Below are 20099 nucleotides of genomic sequence, written 5' to 3' on the forward strand. Positions count from 1 at the left end.
TCCCGTCGCGATCAGAATGTAAAGCGCACGCCGCCGGTGTAGCGCCGGCCGAAGCGTTCCCACTCGATGGTGTAAGCGCTGTCGCGCACATAGCGGCGGCCGGGCTGGTTGAGCAGGTTCGAGGCATCGAAATAGACCTCGAAATTCTCGGTGAACGCATACCGCGCCGAGAAATCCAGTTCGTCGTCCGCCGCCCAGTAGAAATTGCCGCCGTCGGATGCCGGGCCATAAGCGTCGATCCAAGCCGAGCGATACTGGTAGTTGAGGCGGATCGACAGGCCGTATTTCTCGTAATAACCGCCGATGTTGTAGACGATGTCCGAGGTACCAGGCAGGCGGATCTTGCTGCCGTCGGGTGCCTCGGCTTCGCTGTCATTGACGTTGATGTTGGCATTGATGCCAAAGCCACCCATCCATTCGGGCAGGCCGAGGTCCTGAGTCCACGGGTCGAGCTGCAGCTGCACCGCGGCTTCAGCACCGTACAGCCAGCCCGATCCGCCGTTGGTGATGGTGCTGAGCACATATTGCGAGCGATCGATGCCGCCCGAGTTGAGCACGTCGGAATTGAACACCCGTGTGTCGTCGAACAGCACGTCTTCCGCGCGCTTGTAGTAGATGCCGAAGCTCAGATAGCCCTGCGGCTGGATGTAATATTCATAATAGAGGTCCGCGCCATAGGCGCGTTCTGGCTTGGCCAGCGGGTTGCCGCCCGAAATCGTCAGGTTGCTGTCGCTGAAGGTGAAGTTGGGACGCAGCTGGTCATAATCGGGCCGCGCCGCGCCGCTGTTGAAGGACAGGCGGACCCGCTGGTTCTCGCCGACATTGTAATTGAAGTGCAGGCTGGGGAACGCCAGCGTGCTGTCGCCGTCAGTGCGGATCAGCGTCTGCACGCCGTTCAGCAGGACGAAGGCCTCGCCGCGGTTGCGGACATGCTCGACGCGCACGCCGCCAAGGATGCTGCCCCAGTCGGTACGCACGGTGGCCATGGCATAGCCCGCATACACCTGCTCGCGGACGTTATAGAAGTTGGCGGGGATCGGCGTGAAATCGCGCACGGCATCGAGCTGATCGACATATTGGCGCATTCTGGCGATGTCGAAATAGCGGAAGTCGTAGCTCAGCGGGATGCGCCCCTGGAACGGCAGCTGGGCATTCCACCACGAGCTGTAGGTGGTCGGCAGCGATGCCGCCGTGAACGTCGCCGACGAGTTTGCCAGCAACTCACTTTCTTGCGATTCCTTGGTCCGCTGGTCGAAGCGCACGCCGAACTGCAAGGTGGTCTCGCCGCCAAACAGATCGCTGCGGTTGGTCAGGTCGAACTTGGCCGTATAGGCATCGGTGGTGTCCACCGCGTCGAGCGAGCGCAGCGAGGACAAGGGCCGGGAAAATGTGTCGATGTCCCGCGTTTGCGTGCCGCGGCTGAACAGTCCGCCCGACGAGAGAGTCGAGAACAGGTCATAGCGCGCGAGCTGCGGATCGGTGAAGTCATAGGCTATGGTCGGGCGCAGCGTCCGGGTCGACGGGCTGTCGAACCGAGCCTCGCCGACAACGCTGCGATCATCCTCGGAGCGCGTATAGTTCAGGCGGAAATCGAGATCGGTCGAATCCGAAAGCGCGAAATGCCCGCCGAGCGTGTTGGTGAAAATCGACTGGCGGAACGCGCGCAATGTCGCACGCTGGTTGATGTCGATGCCATAAATGGTGCCGACAAACGGCGTGTTGCCGATGCAGACGTCCGCATAGCCGGTATTGGCCGCAGATGTCGTTGTCGTGATGGTGCACGGGGTTGCGCCGCGATTATTGTCGCCCTGCCGGTCATCGAGGTCGAAGATGAAATTGTCGCGTGCCTCGTCGTCGGTGAAAATAGTGTAGATCGACTGGGCGAACAAGCGCGTGTCGCCATCACCGGGGCGATATTCGAGACGGCCCGAAAGCGACCAGTTGCGCCGCGTCAGCCGGTACAGCTTGTTTTCGGTTTCGCGCGCCCAGATGCGGTCGGCAAAGCCAGGCTGCAGATCCTGTGCCACCGGTTCCCAATCGGTTTCGAAATTGTCGGTGATCATGTCGCGCTCGTAATAGGAGCCGGACACCAGCACGCCGAGCTCGCCGCCGCCGACATCAAACCGGTTGGACAGCACCAGCGACCCTTCATACTCCTGCCGCGAACCGAGCTCGACCGAGCCCGCGCCCAGCTTGCCCGCCACATGATAGCCGCTGTAGTCGAACGGCGAGCGGGTGACGATGTCGACATTGCCGGAGATGGTCTCCCCGGTCAGGTCCGGCGTCACCGCTTTGCGCACGATGATCTGCGAGGCGATGGCCGAGGGGATCGAGTCATAGCGCGTGTCGCGACCTTCGGGGCTGACCACAGTGATCCCGTCGATCGACAGCGTCGTCCAGGTGATCGGCGCGCCGCGCAGGCTGATGTAGCGCGCCTGGCCCTGGTCGCGCTGCACCGCCACGCCCGGCAGGCGGCCAGCCGCCTGCGCGATATTCTGGTCGGGCAGACGGCCGACACTGTCCGACGCGGCAACGGTGATCAGCGAGTCCGATTCGCGCTGCACGGCAAGCGCAGCAGCCTCGGATTCGGCAATCGGGCGCGCGCCACGGACGATGATGTCCTCATCATTATCGGCCGCAGGCGCAGCCGCGGCTGCTCCCGCGTCCTGGGCGATGGCGGGTGCGGTAGCGAACAGCGCAAAAGCGGCAACGCCTGCGGAACGCAGCAACACGGACTTGGCAATCATGGTGTCTAATCCCCGGTTTGATCGTTTTCGATCGTTCGGGGCGCGGCTAGACAGGCATTGTTGCGCAGCGGAGACGAACCTGTTGCGGTTGTGCGACGATTCGGTGAATCTCCCGTGACGTGGCCAAGTTGTTACACTGCCGTCGGCACCGCACACCCGACGGCGTCCGCAAGCGTGCCGTGGCCGGAGCGGTCGAGCAGCCCCGCCAGCCCGTCGGCGATCCGCTGCGCCAGCCATGGCCCTTCATAGACCAGCGCACTGTAGAGCTGCACCAGGCTCGCGCCCGCGGCGATGCGCTGCCAGGCATCCTCGGCACTGGCGATGCCGCCGGCGGCGATCAGCGGCATGGCGCCGCCCGTCGCGGCCCGGAATGCGCACAGCGTCCGGTACGCCAGCGGGGCGAGCGGCGCGCCCGACAGCCCGCCGCTCTCCTCGCGATGACGCGATTGCAAGGCGGGGCGAGAGACGGTGGTATTGCCCACGATCAGCGCGTCGATGCCATGCGCCATCGCGCTGCGGACGATACCGTCGACCTGCTCCCGATCGAGGTCGGGCGCCACCTTGAGAAACGCCGGCGGCCCGCCTGCCCGCCGCGCCCCGGCCACCGCCGCCAGCAGCGCGTCGAGCGCGCCTTCGTCCTGCAACGCGCGCAAGCCGGGCGTGTTGGGAGAGCTGATGTTGACCGTCAGCCAGTCGGCGAGCGGCGCCATCCTTTCGACGCCGGTCGCATAATCGGCAATGCGATCCGTCGCATCCTTGTTCGCGCCGATATTGATGCCCAGCAGCGCGCGCTTCGGCTGCGCCCGCATCCGCACGATCCGCGCCACCGCCGCCGCCTGCCCGCCATTGTTGAACCCCATGCGGTTGATCACCGCCCGGTCCTCGCCCAGCCGGAACAGGCGCGGGCGCGGGTTGCCGAACTGTGCCAGCGGGGTCAGCGTGCCCACCTCCACCCCGGCAAAGCCGAACCGCGGCATGGCATGCGCCGCCACCGCATCCTTGTCGAACCCCGCCGCCAGCCCGACCGGGTGGACGAAATCGAGCCCCGCCACGCGCATGGCAAGCCGCGGATCGGCCGCGCCGACGTCGCCTGCCGGCAGCAATCCGGCCGCCGCAACCGTCAGCCGGTGCGCCGCCTCCGGATCGAGCAGATGCAGGGCGCGGGTGGTCAGGCGGTCGATCATCGGCGCAATAAGTCCAAACTGTTACGGTCAGACCGCATAACAATCCTTTGCATAACCTGCGTCAGAACGGTGCAAAGCTGCGGCATGTCGATTCCGTCCAATACAGATGTTTATCGCTGCGCCAAACGGGCCTTGCGACCCGAAGGGCTCCGAGTCTTCGACGAAGAGACCTTGACCAACTCGATACCGATCGGCCGGAGACGGCTGGTCGGTATTTTTTTGCGCCGGCGACCGCCACCATCCCCGCATGTGCGCCCGATCACGGCGTCGTTATTGCATTAGCTCTACAAAACTGCATAGTCCGATCTCGGGGGGCTGGTCGCACGGCCTTGAAATCACCGGTGAAACACCGGGTTTCGCTGAAAGAGGTCGTCGCAGGTCAGGGTCAAGGGTCGTGTCAGCACCGGTTTCCATGCGCTACAGTCCGCCGCCCGCGTCGCTGGGCGACAGGATTTCCTCGCTCTACGAACTGGTGCAGGACAGCCCCAGCTACAATGAGCTCGAACGCGCGGACCGTCCGCAGTTCCGCATCCTCATCTCCGGCAATGGCCGCTATGAGTTCGCCAACGGGCAGGTCGATCCGTCCGGCCCGGTCATCATCCTCGGGCCGACCAGCGGGCCGGTGCGCGGTGTCGGCACCGGGCCGATGCATTGCGTCGGCGCCGGGCTGCTGCCGCCGGCGTGGGTGTCGATCGCCGGGCCCGATGCCGAACGCTGGATCGACCGCGCGGTCTGCGGCCGCACGCTGTTCGGCGAATGCGCGGTCCAGCTCGCTGCCGCGGTGGCCGCGGCCAGCGACACGGACGAGCGGTTCCGCCTGATCTGCGCCTTCCTCGAAACAGCGACCGAAACCACCGATCAGCAGCAACTGGCCTTCACCCGGCAGGTCGATGCCTGGCTGTGCAGCGTGCCCGATCCGCAGATCGATGCCCTCGTCGCCGCGACCGGCCTGTCGATGCGCCAGCTCGAACGGCTGACCAAGCGCTATTACGGCCTGCCGCCCAAGACGCTGGCGCGCAAATACCGCGCCCTGCGCGCGGCCGCCGCCCTCGCGCGCGGCGACGATATCGACGAGCTGGCCGACAGCTTCTACGACCAGTCGCACCTGATCCGCGAGGTCAAGCGCTTCGCCGGGCTGACGCCGCAGCAGATCAGAAAGCGCGAATCGCATCTGCTCACCGAAATTTCCACCGGTCGCAAGGCGCTGGCCGGGCAGGTCGGCCCGCTGGTGTCCGACGCATAAGGCCGCGCGCCGCAGCCAGCACCGCCCCAGCGCCGGGTTGAAGCACCGGCCGCGACGTGCCATATGGCAATTGTTGACCGATCCGTTCCTATTTGCCGAGTCCCGCCCGATGCGCCTGTCCAACCTTGCCGATTATGCCGTGGTGCTGATGTGCGCGGCAGCCCGCCACTGCGGACAGAGAGCGCTTGACGCGAACGGCATCAAAAGGACCACGCGCACCAGCGCCGCCACCCTGGCGCAGGAAACCGGTCTGCCGCTCGCGACCGCGCAAAAGCTGGTGCACGCGCTGGTCCGCGCCAAGCTGCTGCAGTCGGTGCGCGGTGCCGGCGGCGGCGTCAAACTCGCCCGCCCGGCTGCCGCCATCAGCGTTGCCGACATTATCGAAGCGGTCGAAGGGCCGATTGCGCTTACCGCCTGTGTCGATCACAGCCGCACCGATTGCGCGCTGGAAGGCAGCTGCCGCGTCCAGCCGCACTGGGCCGTGGTCAATGGCGCGGTGCGCGGAGCGCTGGGAGCGATCAGTTTGGCGAGTCTAATCAAGCCCCCTCCGCTTTTGGGGAGAGGGTTGGGAGAGGGGACAGAGCGAACCGCAGCGAGCGTGATGTTCGCGAGCGCGGCGACTGCCCCTCTCCCCAACCCTCTCCCCAGAGGGGAGAGGGAGTATATCGCATGACCGACACCGTCGAAATCAAGGATCAGGCCGCGCGCGACGCGGCCAAGCGCCTCGAAACCTATGAATGGGGTTTCTCGAGCGACATCGAGCAGGAATTCGCGCCCAAGGGCCTCAGCGAAGATACCGTCCGCTTCATTTCGGCCAAGAAGAACGAGCCCGAATGGATGCTCGACTGGCGGCTGAAGGCCTATCGCCACTGGCTGACGATGGAACAGCCCGACTGGGCGCATCTGCAGATCGCACCGATCGATTATCAGGACGCCTATTATTACGCCGCGCCCAAGGCCAAGCCCAAGCTGGCCAGCCTCGACGAGGTCGATCCCGAAATCCTGCGCGTCTACGAAAAGCTCGGCATCCCCATCGAGGAGCAGAAGATGCTCGCCGGGGTAGAGGGCGCGCGCAAGGTCGCGGTCGATGCGGTGTTCGACAGCGTCAGCGTTGCCACCACCTTCCGCGCCGAGCTGGAGAAGGCCGGCGTCATCTTCCGCTCGATCAGCGAGGCGATCCGGGAGTATCCCGATCTCGTCCGCAAGTGGCTGGGCAAGGTCGTGCCGATGCACGACAATTATTTCGCCGCGCTCAATTGCGCAGTCTTCTCCGACGGCACCTTCGTCTACATTCCCGAAGGCGTGCGGTGCCCGATGGAGCTTTCCACCTATTTCCGCATCAATGCCGAGAACACCGGCCAGTTCGAACGCACGCTGATCGTCGCCGACAAGGGATCGCACGTCTCTTATCTCGAAGGCTGCACCGCCCCGATGCGCGACGAGAACCAGCTCCACGCCGCGGTGGTCGAGCTGGTCGCGCTCGACGATGCCGAGATCAAGTACAGCACAGTGCAGAACTGGTACCCCGGCGATGCCGAGGGCAAGGGCGGCATCTATAATTTCGTCACCAAGCGCGCGCTGTGTCAGGGCAAGCGCAGCAAGGTGAGCTGGACCCAGGTCGAAACCGGCAGCGCGGTGACGTGGAAATATCCGTCCTGCGTGCTCAACGGCGACGACAGCGTCGGCGAATTTTATTCGGTCGCGGTGACCAACAACCGGCAACAGGCCGACACCGGCACCAAGATGATCCACAATGGCAAGCGCACCAAATCGACCATCGTGTCGAAGGGGATTTCGGCGGGGCGGTCGGACAACACCTATCGCGGTCTGGTGCGCGTCTCCCCTAATGCCGAGGGCGCGCGCAACTTCACCCAGTGCGACTCCCTGCTGCTGGGCGACCAGTGCGGCGCGCACACCGTGCCCTATATCGAGGTGAAGAACCCTTCAGCGCAGATCGAGCATGAAGCGACCACGTCGAAGATTTCCGACGACCAGCTCTTCTACGCGATGGCGCGCGGCCTGGGGCAGGAGAAAGCGGTGGCGCTGATCGTCAACGGTTTCGCGAAAGAGGTGCTGCAGCAACTGCCGATGGAGTTTGCGGTGGAAGCGCAGAAATTGCTGGGGATTAGCCTTGAGGGGAGCGTGGGGTAGATGTCCGCTCCTATCTATTTCATCTGCAAGGCAGAAAATATCCCGAACGTCAAAGACGTAAACGCCAGCTTGGCGACCCTTGGCTACGGCACGAGACTGGATGAAGCTGACTTATGGCCCGGTCGCGAGTTCGGTGTTCTGTCAGCTATCCGCGATGGGGAAGCATCGACGCTGCATTTTTCCCGAGAAAGCGTTCGCTCAAAGGCGGAGTATATTGCCCGCATACTTGGCCGAGTGGCGCCGCAACAAAACTTGGAATTCGAGATCAATCGGATTGAGACCGAATTTGGCGATCTGCTCATTGAGGCATGTTATTCATGGCCCAATGGCCTCGCTTGCGCTGAAGTGCATCATGCTATTGTCGCGGCGTCCAATGCTCGCTTGTGGGCCCCTCTAGACCGGGTTTCGGCCGACGATATCTTGTCCAAGGACGAGACCGCGCAGCGGCTGACCAAAGCTGTTCAGTATCAAGTCGAACAAGCAACAGTCCTCAAAAACCAACGAGTTTTATAATGCTCAAAATTGAAAATCTCCACGCCACCGTCGCGGACAAGCCGATCCTGAAAGGCCTTTCGCTCAGCATCAACGCGGGCGAAATCCATGCGATCATGGGGCCGAACGGCGCGGGCAAATCGACGCTGGGCTATGTGCTGGCCGGGCGGCCGGGCTATGAGGTGACGGAGGGGACGGTTACGTTCACCGCACCCCGTCACCCCGGCCTTGAGCCGGGGTCCCGCGTGATTGCGGATGACAGCGGGACCCCGGGTCAAGCCAGGGGTGACGAAGGGGAGGCTATCGACCTCCTCGCGCTAGACCCGCACGAGCGCGCCGCTGCCGGACTGTTCCTCGGCTTTCAATATCCCGTCGAAATCCCCGGCGTCTCCAACCTGCAATTCCTGCGCGAGGCGGTGAACGCGCAGCGCGGGGCGCGGGGTGAGGCGGCGTTGTCGGGCGCCGAGTTCCTGAAGCTGGCCCGCGAGAAGGCGGCGCTGCTGTCCATGGACATGGACATGCTCAAGCGCCCGGTCAACGTCGGTTTTTCAGGCGGCGAGAAGAAGCGCAACGAGATGGTGCAGATGGGCATCATCGACCCGGCGCTGTCGATCCTCGACGAGACCGACAGCGGTCTCGACATCGACGCGCTGCGCGTGGTGGGGGAAGGCATCAATACGATCATGCGCAAGCCCGACAAAGCCGTGCTGCTGATCACCCACTACCAGCGCCTGCTCGACATCGTGCGGCCGGATTTCGTGCATGTCCTCGCCGGTGGCCGCATCGTCCGCAGCGGCGGCCCGGAACTGGCGCTGGAGCTGGAAGAACATGGCTATGAGGCGGTGGCGGCGTGACTACTGTACACCTTCTATGGCACGTTCGCGAGGACGACACGCACAAGGACGACGCCAAATTGATCGGTGTTTATTCGTCTAACGATGCGGCCGCTGCGGCGATCGATCGCGTCAAGGAACAGCCTGGTTTCTGCGATCATCTCGCCGGGTTCGAGATTGATGCGTACGCGATCGATAAAGATTACTGGCTGGAAGGCTTTGTTCGTGGCTGAGACTCTGGCCCTCCCCACCCGCCGTGACGAAGCCTGGCGCTACAGCGACCATGACGCGGTCGCCCGCGTCTGGCCCGACGTCGCCACACCCGAGCGCATCGCCATTCCGGCCGGTGAAACCCACATCCGCATCATTGACGCACTGCCAGCGAGCGGCATCGTCCGTATCGACGCCGAACTCGGGACAAGCGCAAGGCTGGAGCTGTTCGTACTGGTCGCGGGCATGGATTATGGCCGTGTCGAAATCTCCGCTCGCCTGTCCACCGGCGCGCACGTCGAGATCGGCGGCGCGATCCTTGGGCAAGCCGCGCAGACGCTCGAAATCGTCACCGCCGTCGACCATGCCGAGCCTGGCGCGACGAGCAACCAGACGGTGCGCTCGGTCCTCGCCGGCACCGCGACCGGCAGCTTCCTCGGGCACGTGCACGTCGCGCGCCATGCGCAAGCGACCGACGCCGAGCAATCGGTCAAGGCGATGCTGCTGGACCGCGGCGCCACCGCGAATGCCGTGCCCCAGCTCGAAATCTACGCCGACGACGTGAAATGCGCGCATGGTGCGACGGTGGGGGAACTCGACGCGATGAGCCTTTTCTACCTCGCCGCCCGCGGAATTGCCCCCGCGACAGCCAAACGGCTGATGTTGCAGGCCTTTTTGGCCGATGCCTTTGCCGAAGCCGGCGACGCGCGGGAACGGCTTGAGGCGCGCGCGGTCGAATTGCTGGAGGCGATGCTGTGAGTGAGCAGGCGATCCAAAAGCCCTCTCCCCTTCAGGGGAGAGGGTTGGGAGAGGGGGCAGAGCGAAGCGTAGCGAGCGTAGGTGCTGACCTCGCCGCTCTGCCCCTCTCCCCGACCCTCTCCCCTGAAGGGGAGAGGGAGATAAGGTTCCTCTTCCCCGGCATCCCGGCCGAATGGCACTATCTCGACACCGCCGCCACAGCGCAGAAGCCGCAGTCGGTGATAGACGCCACCGTCCGCGCAATGGGCGCCGATTACGCCACCGTGCACCGCGGCGTCTATGCCCGCTCGGCGGACATGACGCTGGCGTACGAGGCCGCGCGCCGCCGCGTCGCCCGCTTCATCCATGCCCAGCCTGACGAAATCGTCTTCGTGCGCGGCGCAACCGAAGCGATCAATCTGGTCGCCAACACATGGGGTCAGGCCAATATCGGCGCGGGCGACCGCATCCTGCTGTCCACCCTCGAGCATCACAGCAATATCGTGCCGTGGCAGATGTTGGCGGAGCGCGTCGGCGCGCATATCGATGTCTGCCCGCTCACCGCCGACGGCCGCATCGATCTCGACGCGGCAGAGGCGATGCTGACCGACCGGCACAAGCTGGTCGCCTTCGCCCACGTCTCCAACGTGCTTGGTTCGGTGCTCGACGCCCCCCGTGCCGCCGCGCTGGCGCATCGCGTCGGAGCGAAACTGCTGCTTGATGGCTGCCAGGCCGCCCCGCGCATGGCGCTCGACATGGCGGCGCTGGATTGCGACTTCTACACCTTCTCGGGCCACAAGCTCTACGGCCCGACCGGCATCGGCGTGCTGTGGGCGCGCCCCGAAATCCTCGGCCAGATGCCGCCATGGCACGGCGGCGGCGCGATGATCGACCGGGTGACGTTCGAACGCACCACCTACGCCCCACCGCCCGCGCGGTTCGAGGCGGGCACCCCGGCGATTGTCGAGGCGCTGGCGCTCCACGCCGCAATCGATTTTGTCGAGAACATCGGCATGGACGCCATCGCTGCGCATGAGGCGCATCTGGTTGGCGCCTGCCGTGATGCACTGGCAGCGATCAACAGCATACGCTTGCTCGGGCCGGACGATGCGGCTGGGATCGTCAGCTTCGTGGTCGAGGGAGTGCATCCGCATGATGTCGGCACTATCTTGGATGAGAGCGGCGTCGCGGTGCGCGCCGGCCATCATTGCGCCCAGCCGCTGATGGACGCTCTGGGTGTGCCGGCGACAGTGCGCGCGAGTTTCGGTGTGTATAATGACGAAGGCGATGTCGATGCGCTGCTGCGCGGCCTCGCCCGGGTAAGGACGATATTCGGATGAGTGAGCCAATCAGGACCGAAGTAGTCGAGAGCGTTGCCCCGCCGCCGCGTGCGCGGGTGGAGGATGCTTTTGTCGAATCGCCAAGCGAAAAGCTGGAGCGCAAGCGCGACTATCTGGCCGGCTTCCTTTCGGAAAAGCCAGCCGAAGTCCCTGCGTCTGCTCCGGGCAGTGACCTGCAGGCCGCCGTCATCGACGCGCTGAAGGAAATCTACGACCCGGAAATTCCGGTCAACATCTACGATCTCGGCCTGATCTATGGCGTCGAGGTGGGCGAGGACAATCATGTCGCCGTCACCATGACGCTGACCACCCCGCACTGCCCGGTGGCGGAATCGATGCCCGGAGAGGTGGAACTGCGCGTCGGCTCCGTCCCCGGCGTGGGCATGGTCGACGTCAATCTCGTCTGGGATCCACCGTGGAGCCCAGGCAATATGACCGACGAGGCGCGGTTGGAACTGGGGATGCTGTGATGACAACCGACACCAAAACCCGCACGCGCTCCGCCGCGATCACCCTGACGCCATCGGCCGAGGCGCGTATCGCCAAGCTGATGGCACAGGCTCCCGCCGACGCCATCGGCGTGAAGCTCTCCACCCCGCGCCGCGGCTGCTCGGGCCTCGCCTATTCGGTCGACTATGTCAGCGAAGCCATCGGCTTCGACGAGCGCATCGAAACGCCCGGCGGCACCTTCTTCGTCGACGGCGGCTCAATCCTCTATCTAATCGGCAGCACCATGGACTGGGTGGAGGATGACTTCACCGCCGGCTTCGTCTTCAACAATCCCAATGCCAAGGGTGCGTGCGGGTGTGGCGAGAGCTTTACGGTGTGAGCATGCACCTCTCCCCCTCAGGGAGAGGTGTCGTCACAGCCGCTCGAACCGCACCTTGAGCCCGTCCTTCGGCTGCGGGATAGGCCACATCTGCCAGTCGGGTGCATAGCCTTCCGCCACGCTGATCCGGTTGCGGGTCAGTGCATGGTGGAGGAAGATCTTCGCCTGCATGTAGGCAAAGTGCAGCCCCAGGCACATGTGGGCACCGCCACCGAACGGCACCCAGGCATATTTGTGCCGCTCGCGCACCGCTTCAGGCGTAAACCGCATCGGATCGAATTTCTCGGGCTCCGGCCAATACTCCGGCATGAAGTGGGTGTAAGCGGGGTTGATGCCGACGCTGGTGCCAGCCGGAATCCTGTATCCGCCGAATTCGAAATCCTTCAGCGCGCGGCGCGGGATGCTCGGCACGGGCGGGATCAGGCGCAGGCTCTCCTTGAAGGCCATGTCGGTCAGCGGCAGGTCGCCCAGCGCATTGTGCCCCAGCCCCTCGCCCGGCGGCGACACCGCGATCATCTCCTCGCGCAGCCGCTCCTGCCATTCGGGGTTCTTGGCCAGCAGCCACACCATCGACGTCAGCGAGCTGGTGATAGTGTCATGCGCCGCCATCATCAGAAAGTTCATATGATCGACGATGGCGTCGACCGGCAGATACTCGCCCGCTTCGTCCTTGGCCTGACAGAATTGGGTGAAAATGTCCTGCCCGTCGCTGGCGCGGCGCACCGGCACCATCGGGGTGAAATAATCGACCAGGAATTTGCGTCCGGCGACGCCGCGGCCCATCGCCGTGCCGGGCAGCGGACGGCGCACCACGCCGATGCTGGCCTGCACCATGTCGACGAACGCCTTGTTGATCCGCTGCGCGTCCGGCCCCCACGGGATGCCGAGAAAGCTGGTCGCCGCGAGATCGAGCGTCAGCTGCTTGATCCTGGGGTAGAAGAGCAGATCTCCCTGCCAGCCGCCCAGCTGCGCAGCGATGCCGGCATTCAACGCCTCGGCATAAAGTCTCATCGGTTCCGGCTTGAACGCCACCGACAGCGTCTTTCGGTCGGCCCGATGCTTTTCGAAATCCATCAGCATCAGTCCGCGCGGGAACAAGAGGTTGAGCACCGGACCCCAGCCCTGCTCCGAGCTGAAGATCTTGTCGCGGTCGAACAGCACCAGCTCGTTCGCTTCCGGCCCCACCAGCGCGACCGAACGGCCGCCGAATGCCTTGTTGCGATAGACGAGGCCATATCGCCCGACCATCGCATGGCCGAACGCGACCGGGTCACGCAGCATCTTGATGGTGTTGCCGACCAGCGGCCAGCCATCCTCGCCCGGAATATGATCGAGCGCCGACGGCGGATTGCGCGGCAACCAGTGCGGATTGGCTTCGAATGTATGGGCGAGCGCGTTCATTCTTCTCTCCGGGGACAGCCGTGGCCTGCCCTTCTGGCGGGGCCTGTTGACAGCCGGGTTAATTAGCGGCGCGGCGCGTTGCAATTATTTTTGGCGCGCGCCTGATTTGGCCAAATTAGTGCTTGCACCAGCATTTACGATGATTCACCTTGCCCCTGTGCCGCAACGAACAGGGAGTGTGCACGATGTCCCAATTCAAACAGCGAAAGGAGGTGATCCGATGTCTCATGGTTCAGCTAGGAGATCGGTCAGGTTCTTTCGGATCGCGCGCGACTGAGCATATCAGGCGCGCCTGAGCGGTCCGGCAGGGCAACCTACCGTTCGCTGACCCATGTGAAAGGGTCGTCGGGGCTGCCCCGGCGGCCCTTTCTCATATGCGCCCAAAAGCATTGCGTTGTGCCTGTGGCCGCGACTACACCGTAACGAAACAGGAGATTGCCTGCTCATGGCCTTCGATCCCGCCCGCGCAACCGCCGCTTATATCGATTCCCTGGGTCCGGAGGCGCTGGCCAAGGCCGCCGCCTATACCAGCGGCGGCCACTGGCTGCTGCTGTGGAGCACGCTGGTCAGTGTTGGCGCATGCTGGCTGGTGGTGCGCTCGGGCATGCTCGAGCGGATGGCGGCACGCCTGTCGCGGCGGGGATTTGCTCTGCGGACCTGGCTGGTCGCCATGTCGTTCCTGCTGGTGCTGCCGCTGATCACGCTTCCCTGGAACATTTACGAAGGATGGTGGCGCGAGGCCGCCTATGGTCGCAGCGATCAGCCACTCAGCGACTATCTGCTGCAGGGCGGTATCTCCATCGTCATCTCAGCGGTGCTCGGCAGCCTGTTTTTCCTCGGGCTCTATGCCCTGATCCGCCGCAGCGGGCGGGCCTGGTGGCTGTGGTCGGGCGGGCTGGCGGCCACCGCCATTTCGGCGCTCTTGCTCGCCGCGCCGATCGTTATCGAACCCCTGTTCAACGAATATAAGCCGGTGCCCGAAGGCCCGGTGCGCACTGCGCTGCTGGAAATGGCCGACGAGGCCGGCATTCCGCACGATCGTCTGTTCGTCTATGACGGGTCGCGACAGTCGAACAATTTCACCGCCAACGTCTCGGGCGTGCTCGGATCGGCGCGCATTGCCATTTCCGACGTGGCGCTGGGTCGGGCCAGCCTCGACGAGGTCAAGGCGGTGACCGGTCATGAAGTCGGCCATTATGTGCTGGGTCACGTCTGGCGCAGCGTCATCCTGTTCAGCGTCCTTGCGGTGCTGCTGTTCTTTCTTGCCGACCGGCTTTACCCGCGCGTCGCGCGCTGGATGGGGAGCAACGCAGCGCTGGGCGATGCCGTGGGCCTGCCGGTAATGCTGGCCATCGTGACGGTGCTCGGCCTGCTGGTCTTGCCGATCACAAACAGCCTGACCCGCATTTCCGAGAGTGAGGCAGATGCTTACTCGTTGCGGACGGTCAATCTGCCCGACGCGCTTGCCGGAGCGTTGGTAAAGACCGCGGAGTACCGCTACCCCCGGCCGAATCCGGTGCAGGAATTCATTTTCTACAGCCATCCGTCGGTCGAGACGCGGGTTCGCCGGGCGATGGAATGGAAAGCGGCGCATCCGTCGCCCCCCGCCCCGCCCGCCGATACGGACGGCCCGCACATGCGCGGGCCTGCGGCCGAGACGACCGGACAGTGAGCGCGGCACAGGCGCGCACCGCCTGTGCATGGCATGTGGCCGGGGGCGGCGCGGAAGTGGCGGCGCGCATCATCGCATTCCTCGATGCGATCGGCATTGGCGTAGAGGTGGCGCCGATCACCGGTCGCGCCTTCGTGCCGGGCATGATCATCGAGAAGGGCGTGCTGCTGGTCGATTCCGACTGCCCCGCCTGGCCGGGCGATCTGCTGCATGAGGCCGGGCATGTGGCCGTCACCCACCCGGAACTGCGACCAAGCCTGTGCGATGTAGGGGCCGACCCCGGCGAGGAGATGGCCGCCATAGCCTGGTCCTGGGCGGCGGCGCGGGCATGCGGAGTCGCGGCGGGTGACCTGTTCCATCAAGCGGGCTATCGTGGCGGGGCCGCCAGCCTCGCCGAGAATTTCGAGGCCGGGCGCTACATCGGCGTGCCCATGCTCGCCTGGTACGGCATGACGGCCGATCCCTCTTCCCGCGCCCCTTCGCACCTGCCCGCCTATCCGGCGATGGCGCGGTGGTTGCGCTAGGGCGCAGCGCGCGGCAGGAAGCGGCGCCATGAACGCTGCGCAACGCTTCGAATTCTTCCGAATCCTCGCCGAGGCCAACCCGCACCCGGAAACCGAACTCGCGTTCGGCAACACTTACCAGTTGCTGGTCGCTGTCGTGCTCTCCGCACAGGCGACCGACGTTGGCGTCAACAAGGCGACGCGGCGTCTGTTCGAAGAGGTGACACACCCCGAACAGATGGTCGCGCTGGGGCGGGAGGCGCTGGAAGCGCATATCAAGACCATCGGCCTGTTCAGGGACAAGGCAAAGAATGTCATCGGTCTGTCCGAAGCGCTGATTGCCAATCATGGCGGAGAGGTGCCGGCGGATCGCGACGCGCTCGAGGCGCTGCCCGGCGTCGGCCGCAAGACGGCCAATGTCGTGATGAACTGCGCCTTCGGCGCGGAGACGTTCGCCGTCGACACCCATGTCTTCCGGGTCAGCAATCGCACCGGTCTTGCACCGGGCAAGACAGTCACCGCGGTCGAAAAGGGGCTCGACAAGCGCGTCCCTGCCCCGTTCCGCGTGCATGCGCACCACTGGCTGATCCTGCTCGGCCGCTACACCTGCAAAGCGCGGACGCCAGAATGCTGGCACTGCCCGGTGGTGGCGCAATGCCGCTTCAAAGCCAAAGTTATGGAGCCGCCAGCCGGCCGCCGCGCGGCAAGCTGAGGCGAACTCGGGTCATGCCTAGCAGCGCCGCACCAGTCCGTACGCAAGCAGGCGGCGGACCAGCGCTTCGGCATGGTCGAAGGCAAGATCGCTCAGCAGGAACGGCGTTGCATCGAGGGCCCGGGTAAGCGCGGCCTTGCTCTCCGCCGTGAACCACAAGTCGCTGCCCGGCACCGTCAGGCACGCTCGCCCGTCGTCGCCTCCCTCGTCCGACCGTCGCCACGGCGCGAGCGGTTCCAGGCAAAAGCGGTCGGTCGGGCCGATCGGCTGCGCAGCATGGCTGATGGCGCCCGAATTGATGGCTGCCCGGCCACGCACAAAGGTATCGGCCAGCAGGTCCATCGCCGGATCGAGCCTGAGGTCGCTCGACAGCAGCCGGCCGAGCTCGGCAAGCGTGGCGCGCGCTTCGGTGCGGTCGAACCCGGCGCGGGCATATCCTGCGGGCAGGCTGCGGCGGAACAGCGGCTGGCGCAGCGCCACTTCGGACACGGCTTCGAGCAGCAGGTCGGCCCAGGTGCGGGTGATGAGGCCGACGGTGATGTGCAGGCTCGGCGCATCGCCGCTGGTTGCGGCATCGTGCATCATGCCGCGCGGCACATAGGCCACGTCCCCCGCCTTCAGCACGAATTCGTCGCGCAATTCCCCCTTGGCATGGACATGCCGGGAAAAATGCTCGCCGCGATAGGGGATGTCGACGGGCATGTCGTAGAGTCGCCACAGCTTCTCGCCCTCCGACTGAATGACGAACACGTCATGATTGTCGAAATGGGTGGGGAAACCCTGCGATCCAGGCGGCGTCAGATAGAGATTGGTCTGCACGTGGCAGGAAAAGACATGCTCGATGCCCTGGCACAGCCGGCCGAGCGCCGGAATCAGGCGTTGCGCCTGGTTGAGAATGACGGTCGCGCCCTGCCGGTAGCGCATGGCGACGGCACCGCGGTCGACATAACCCTGATCGTCGATATAGGCCGATGACTCGATACCGTCGGCGAGCGAGGCGTCGGCCAGCAGCAGATCGCCGGTCCTGAGGTCGGTGCCAGTGACGATGCGGTCGACTTCCGCGATCGACAGCACCGCCGCGAAACGGTCCGCCGCGAGGCCGCACGCCGGGGCGGACGCGATTACCGCCTGCTTTTCATAACTGTCGGACAGGAAAGTGCGGGCCGCCTCCGTACCGATCAGGAAGGAAAGCGGGTCGTCACGCCAAGCGTCGGCCAATGCCATCGAAGGGCCTCTAGAATGGAGATGGGCGGGCGGGGCATGCGGCCCCGCCCGTCATGTCAGAAGCGGCTGGCAGCCGCCGGGTCGGTGGGATCGCTGTCGCTTGCCCGGCGCCCACGGCCACGGCCCGAACCATCGGTCGGGTCGCTGTCGGTCACGCCGCTGCGACCACGGCCGCCTGCGTCGGTCGGATCGCTGTCGCTGGTTCCGGTGCCGCTGCCGCGCCCGCGGCCTGAGCCGTCGGTCGGGTCGCTATCCGTCGGGCCGCTGCGGCGAGCACTGCCACGGCCACGTCCCGAACCATCGGTCGGATCGCTGTCGGTCACGCCGCTGCGGCCACGGCCGCCAGCGTCGGTCGGATCGCTGTCGGTGGCACCGGTGCCGCTGCCACGACCACGGCCATAGCCGTCGGACGGATCGCTGTCCGTCGTCTGGGCGCGCGCGGCGCTGCCAGCGACCAGCGCGCTCGCACCACCGGCCAGCACAGCTCCGCCGACCACGCGGCCGAGAAATGACCGCCGGTTGAGCGGCGTTTGATCATCCATGTGTACTTCCCCCACAAAAACGCCCGCTGTTACGGGAAAACTTCGCCAGGCTAGCGTGCGACCTGCTGCCTGATCGGAGCTATCCTGCTTCAATTACGTGCCTTTGTCGAGGCCATCGTCGCATCGACGCCCCGCCCCCCACGAACAGGGGAACAGGAGCACTGCCACGGCGGCAGCCGATCAGAAGCGCGTGGACGAGCCCGGATCGGTCGGATCGCTGTCGACATAGCGCCCGCCACGTCCGCGACCGCCGGCATCGGTCGGGTCGCTGTCGGTGGTGCCGGACCGGCCGCGCCCGCTCGCGTCTGTCGGGTCGCTGTCGGTATAGCCGCTGCCCGATCCGCGCCCGCGACCGCCCCGGTCGGTCGGATCGCTGTCGGTTCGTCCGGTTCCCCGCCCGCGACCGGATCCATCGGTGGGATCGCTATCGGTCACGCCGGTACGTCCACCACGGCCGCGCCCGGAGCCGTCTGTCGGATCGTTGTCGGTAACGCCAGTACGGCCACGGCCACGGCCACGCCCCGAACCATCGGTTGGGTCGTTATCGGTGACGCCGGTCCGGCCGCGTCCGCCGGCATCGGTGGGATCGCTATCCGACACGCCAGAGCCGGAGCCCCGCCCGCGGCCGGAGCCATCGGTCGGATCATTGTCGGTCACACCGCTGCGGCGGCCACGGCCGCGCCCCGAGCCGTCGGTCGGGTCATTGTCGGTGATGCCAGTACGGCCCCGCCCGCCCGCGTCGGTCGGGTCGCTGTCTGACACGCCGGAGCCGGAGCCACGGCCGCGCCCCGAGCCGTCGGTGGGGTCGCTGTCGGTCACACCGGTGCGCCGGCCGCCGCGGCCATAGCCGCTCCTGTCGTGCGAATCGCTGTCGGTAATGCCGGTCTGTCCGCACCGCCGCCCCCGGCCGATGCCGTCGCTGTAGCGGCCCGTATCGCTGTCGCTGCAGCTCTGCGCCGCGGCCTCGCTCGCCGACAGCAGGCTGGAAGCGCTGCCAGCGATGGCGACGCCGCCCATCACTCGCCCGAGAAACGAACGGCGATTGATATGAGAATTGTCCGTCATGACTCCCCCCACGGGTAACATTCGCGCAGCAGCGGCAGATTTGCCGTCAGCTGCCAAGGGCACGACCCCCCGCGCCTTCATTCTGCAGCGCCCTCGCTGTTTGTCAAAGTCAGGATGAAGGCCGAATGAACCATCGCCGCCGCCGGATAGCCCAGTACAGAGTCGAAAATCGGCAATGTAATGTTGTAACCTGCCGCCGCTTGTGCCATTGGCTTTGCCCAGTCCCCACGGAGTCGTTTCTTGCCCGCCTTCAGTCCCGCCCTCGATGACCGTCGCGCCACGCTGCTGGATCGTGCCGGCATCGCGATGTCGGCGCTGTGCATGGCGCACTGCCTGACCAGCGCGATCGTGGTGACGGCTCTGGCAAGCTTTGGCGGCGTGCTGTTCTCGCACTGGATTCATGAGGTCGGTCTGGTCATCGCCATGCTGCTCGGCGCGGTTGCACTCGGACAGGGCGTGTGGCGGCACGGCTATCTGGCGCCATTCGGTGTCGGCTGCTTCGGTCTTGGCATGATGGCCGGTGCGCTGTCGCTGCATGGCAGCTCGACCGAAATGGAACTGCTCGCTACCCTCGCCGGGGTGATGGTGCTCGCACTCGGGCATGACCTCAACGCGCGGGCGCGCAGCTGATCCGGCCCCTCTTGTCGTGACCTGCCAGCGGGTCTAGATTTCCGCCATGGCCCAGCATCATCATCACAAGTCCGGCTCCGATCTGGCTGCAGCTGCGCGCCAGACGCTGGAGACCGCCGGCGAACAATGGACCGAGATGCGCGCGGACATTTTCGCGGCCATCGCCGCCAGCGCGCAGCCGACCAGCGCCTATGACATTGCCGATGTCGTCTCCAAGGCCCGCGGCAAGCGCGTCGCGCCCAACAGCGTCTATCGCATCCTCGATCTGTTCGTGGCCAACAATCTGGTGCGGCGGGTGGAGAGCGCAAACGCCTTCATCGCCAACAGTCACCCGGGCTGCGTGCACGATTGCATCTTCCTGATCTGCGACAATTGCGGCCAGACGACGCATATCGACAATGACGCCATCGCCGGAGATGTGCGCGCCGCCGCCAGCGCCTCGGGTTTTGCCCCGGCGCGTCCGGTGATCGAAGTGCGCGGCATCTGCGCCGACTGCGACTGAGGTAGCGCTCGGCAGCGCTGCACGGCATCTGCACCGCATTTCCGTTCGACAGTTTCGCGCGCAACCACTAATTACAGTCGG

At 65.4% G+C, this 20099-nt stretch carries 22 protein-coding genes; 15 read left to right on the forward strand and 7 right to left on the reverse strand.

The features are described from left to right. Positions 1–11: 11 nt before the first annotated feature. Both AC0QC4_RS00435 and AC0QC4_RS00440 read right to left on the reverse strand, forming a co-directional pair. Positions 12–2747, reverse strand: a complete 2736-nt coding sequence (locus AC0QC4_RS00435; RefSeq protein WP_483657576.1) for a TonB-dependent receptor — start codon at positions 2745–2747, stop codon at positions 12–14. A gap of 131 nt (positions 2748–2878) precedes the next feature. Next, complete coding sequence (locus tag AC0QC4_RS00440) at positions 2879–3931, reverse strand: quinone-dependent dihydroorotate dehydrogenase (RefSeq protein WP_483657577.1); 1053 nt, start codon at positions 3929–3931, stop codon at positions 2879–2881. Between the two features lie 412 nt (positions 3932–4343). Between AC0QC4_RS00440 and AC0QC4_RS00445 the strand changes: the two genes are divergently transcribed. From AC0QC4_RS00445 to AC0QC4_RS00490, 10 genes are all read left to right on the forward strand, one after another. Beyond that, entirely contained in the window at positions 4344–5174 is an 831-nt protein-coding gene (locus AC0QC4_RS00445) for an AraC family transcriptional regulator (RefSeq protein ID WP_483657578.1), read from the forward strand. Between the two features lie 73 nt (positions 5175–5247). Then, complete coding sequence (locus AC0QC4_RS00450) at positions 5248–5847, forward strand: RrF2 family transcriptional regulator (protein ID WP_483657579.1); 600 nt, start codon at positions 5248–5250, stop codon at positions 5845–5847. Next, positions 5844–7325, forward strand: a complete 1482-nt coding sequence (gene sufB / locus AC0QC4_RS00455; protein WP_483657580.1) for a Fe-S cluster assembly protein SufB — start codon at positions 5844–5846, stop codon at positions 7323–7325. The genes AC0QC4_RS00450 and sufB overlap by 4 nt, the downstream gene beginning before the upstream one ends. Continuing rightward, complete coding sequence (locus AC0QC4_RS00460; protein WP_483657581.1) at positions 7326–7838, forward strand: hypothetical protein; 513 nt, start codon at positions 7326–7328, stop codon at positions 7836–7838. Further along, positions 7838–8671 carry a Fe-S cluster assembly ATPase SufC gene (gene sufC / locus AC0QC4_RS00465; RefSeq protein ID WP_483657582.1) on the forward strand — a complete coding sequence of 278 codons (834 nt, stop codon included), beginning with the start codon at positions 7838–7840 and terminating at the stop codon, positions 8669–8671. The genes AC0QC4_RS00460 and sufC overlap by 1 nt, the downstream gene beginning before the upstream one ends. After that, on the forward strand, positions 8668–8883 hold the full coding sequence (locus AC0QC4_RS00470; protein ID WP_483657583.1) for a DUF7336 domain-containing protein: 216 nt from the start codon (positions 8668–8670) through the stop codon (positions 8881–8883). Before sufC ends, AC0QC4_RS00470 begins: the two co-directional genes overlap by 4 nt. Further along, a complete protein-coding gene (locus tag AC0QC4_RS00475) occupies positions 8831–9619 on the forward strand; it encodes a SufD family Fe-S cluster assembly protein (RefSeq protein ID WP_483657584.1) in 789 nt (262 codons plus the stop codon). Before AC0QC4_RS00470 ends, AC0QC4_RS00475 begins: the two co-directional genes overlap by 53 nt. A 140-nt stretch (positions 9620–9759) precedes the next feature. Next, a complete protein-coding gene (locus AC0QC4_RS00480) occupies positions 9760–10938 on the forward strand; it encodes a cysteine desulfurase (RefSeq protein ID WP_483658629.1) in 1179 nt (392 codons plus the stop codon). Beyond that, positions 10935–11408, forward strand: a complete 474-nt coding sequence (locus AC0QC4_RS00485; protein WP_483657585.1) for an SUF system Fe-S cluster assembly protein — start codon at positions 10935–10937, stop codon at positions 11406–11408. Before AC0QC4_RS00480 ends, AC0QC4_RS00485 begins: the two co-directional genes overlap by 4 nt. Beyond that, positions 11408–11767 carry a HesB/IscA family protein gene (locus AC0QC4_RS00490; protein WP_483657586.1) on the forward strand — a complete coding sequence of 120 codons (360 nt, stop codon included), beginning with the start codon at positions 11408–11410 and terminating at the stop codon, positions 11765–11767. The genes AC0QC4_RS00485 and AC0QC4_RS00490 overlap by 1 nt, the downstream gene beginning before the upstream one ends. Before the next feature lie 33 nt (positions 11768–11800). Here the strand turns inward: AC0QC4_RS00490 and AC0QC4_RS00495 are convergent, their stop codons facing one another. Further along, entirely contained in the window at positions 11801–13168 is a 1368-nt protein-coding gene (locus AC0QC4_RS00495; RefSeq protein ID WP_483657587.1) for a cytochrome P450, read from the reverse strand. A gap of 445 nt (positions 13169–13613) precedes the next feature. Here AC0QC4_RS00495 and AC0QC4_RS00500 point away from each other — a divergent pair, with 445 nt between their 5' ends. The 3 genes from AC0QC4_RS00500 to nth are packed head-to-tail and all read left to right on the forward strand — an operon-like array spanning position 13614 to position 16055. Further along, positions 13614–14840 (forward strand): M48 family metallopeptidase, encoded by a 1227-nt coding sequence (locus tag AC0QC4_RS00500; protein ID WP_483657588.1) that lies wholly within the window; start codon positions 13614–13616, stop codon positions 14838–14840. Then, entirely contained in the window at positions 14837–15364 is a 528-nt protein-coding gene (locus tag AC0QC4_RS00505; RefSeq protein ID WP_483657589.1) for a hypothetical protein, read from the forward strand. Before AC0QC4_RS00500 ends, AC0QC4_RS00505 begins: the two co-directional genes overlap by 4 nt. A 28-nt stretch (positions 15365–15392) precedes the next feature. Next, entirely contained in the window at positions 15393–16055 is a 663-nt protein-coding gene (nth, locus tag AC0QC4_RS00510) for an endonuclease III (RefSeq protein ID WP_483657590.1), read from the forward strand. Positions 16056–16073: 18 nt separating this feature from the next. On the opposite strand, the gene AC0QC4_RS00515 is transcribed toward nth, so the two are convergent. The 4 genes from AC0QC4_RS00515 to AC0QC4_RS00530 form a co-directional block, all read right to left on the reverse strand. Further along, positions 16074–17279 (reverse strand): cupin domain-containing protein, encoded by a 1206-nt coding sequence (locus tag AC0QC4_RS00515; protein ID WP_483657591.1) that lies wholly within the window; start codon positions 17277–17279, stop codon positions 16074–16076. Between the two features lie 56 nt (positions 17280–17335). After that, positions 17336–17821, reverse strand: a complete 486-nt coding sequence (locus tag AC0QC4_RS00520; RefSeq protein ID WP_483657592.1) for a hypothetical protein — start codon at positions 17819–17821, stop codon at positions 17336–17338. A gap of 180 nt (positions 17822–18001) precedes the next feature. Next, positions 18002–18886 (reverse strand): hypothetical protein, encoded by an 885-nt coding sequence (locus AC0QC4_RS00525; protein ID WP_483657593.1) that lies wholly within the window; start codon positions 18884–18886, stop codon positions 18002–18004. Between the two features lie 77 nt (positions 18887–18963). Further along, on the reverse strand, positions 18964–19095 hold the full coding sequence (locus tag AC0QC4_RS00530; RefSeq protein ID WP_483657594.1) for a hypothetical protein: 132 nt from the start codon (positions 19093–19095) through the stop codon (positions 18964–18966). 31 nt (positions 19096–19126) lie between these two features. Here AC0QC4_RS00530 and AC0QC4_RS00535 point away from each other — a divergent pair, with 31 nt between their 5' ends. After that, complete coding sequence (locus AC0QC4_RS00535) at positions 19127–19516, forward strand: MerC domain-containing protein (RefSeq protein ID WP_483657595.1); 390 nt, start codon at positions 19127–19129, stop codon at positions 19514–19516. Between the two features lie 46 nt (positions 19517–19562). Then, on the forward strand, positions 19563–20018 hold the full coding sequence (locus tag AC0QC4_RS00540; protein ID WP_483657596.1) for a Fur family transcriptional regulator: 456 nt from the start codon (positions 19563–19565) through the stop codon (positions 20016–20018). Positions 20019–20099 lie beyond the last annotated feature (81 nt).

The organism is Sphingomonas sp. jy18, assembly GCF_056931895.1.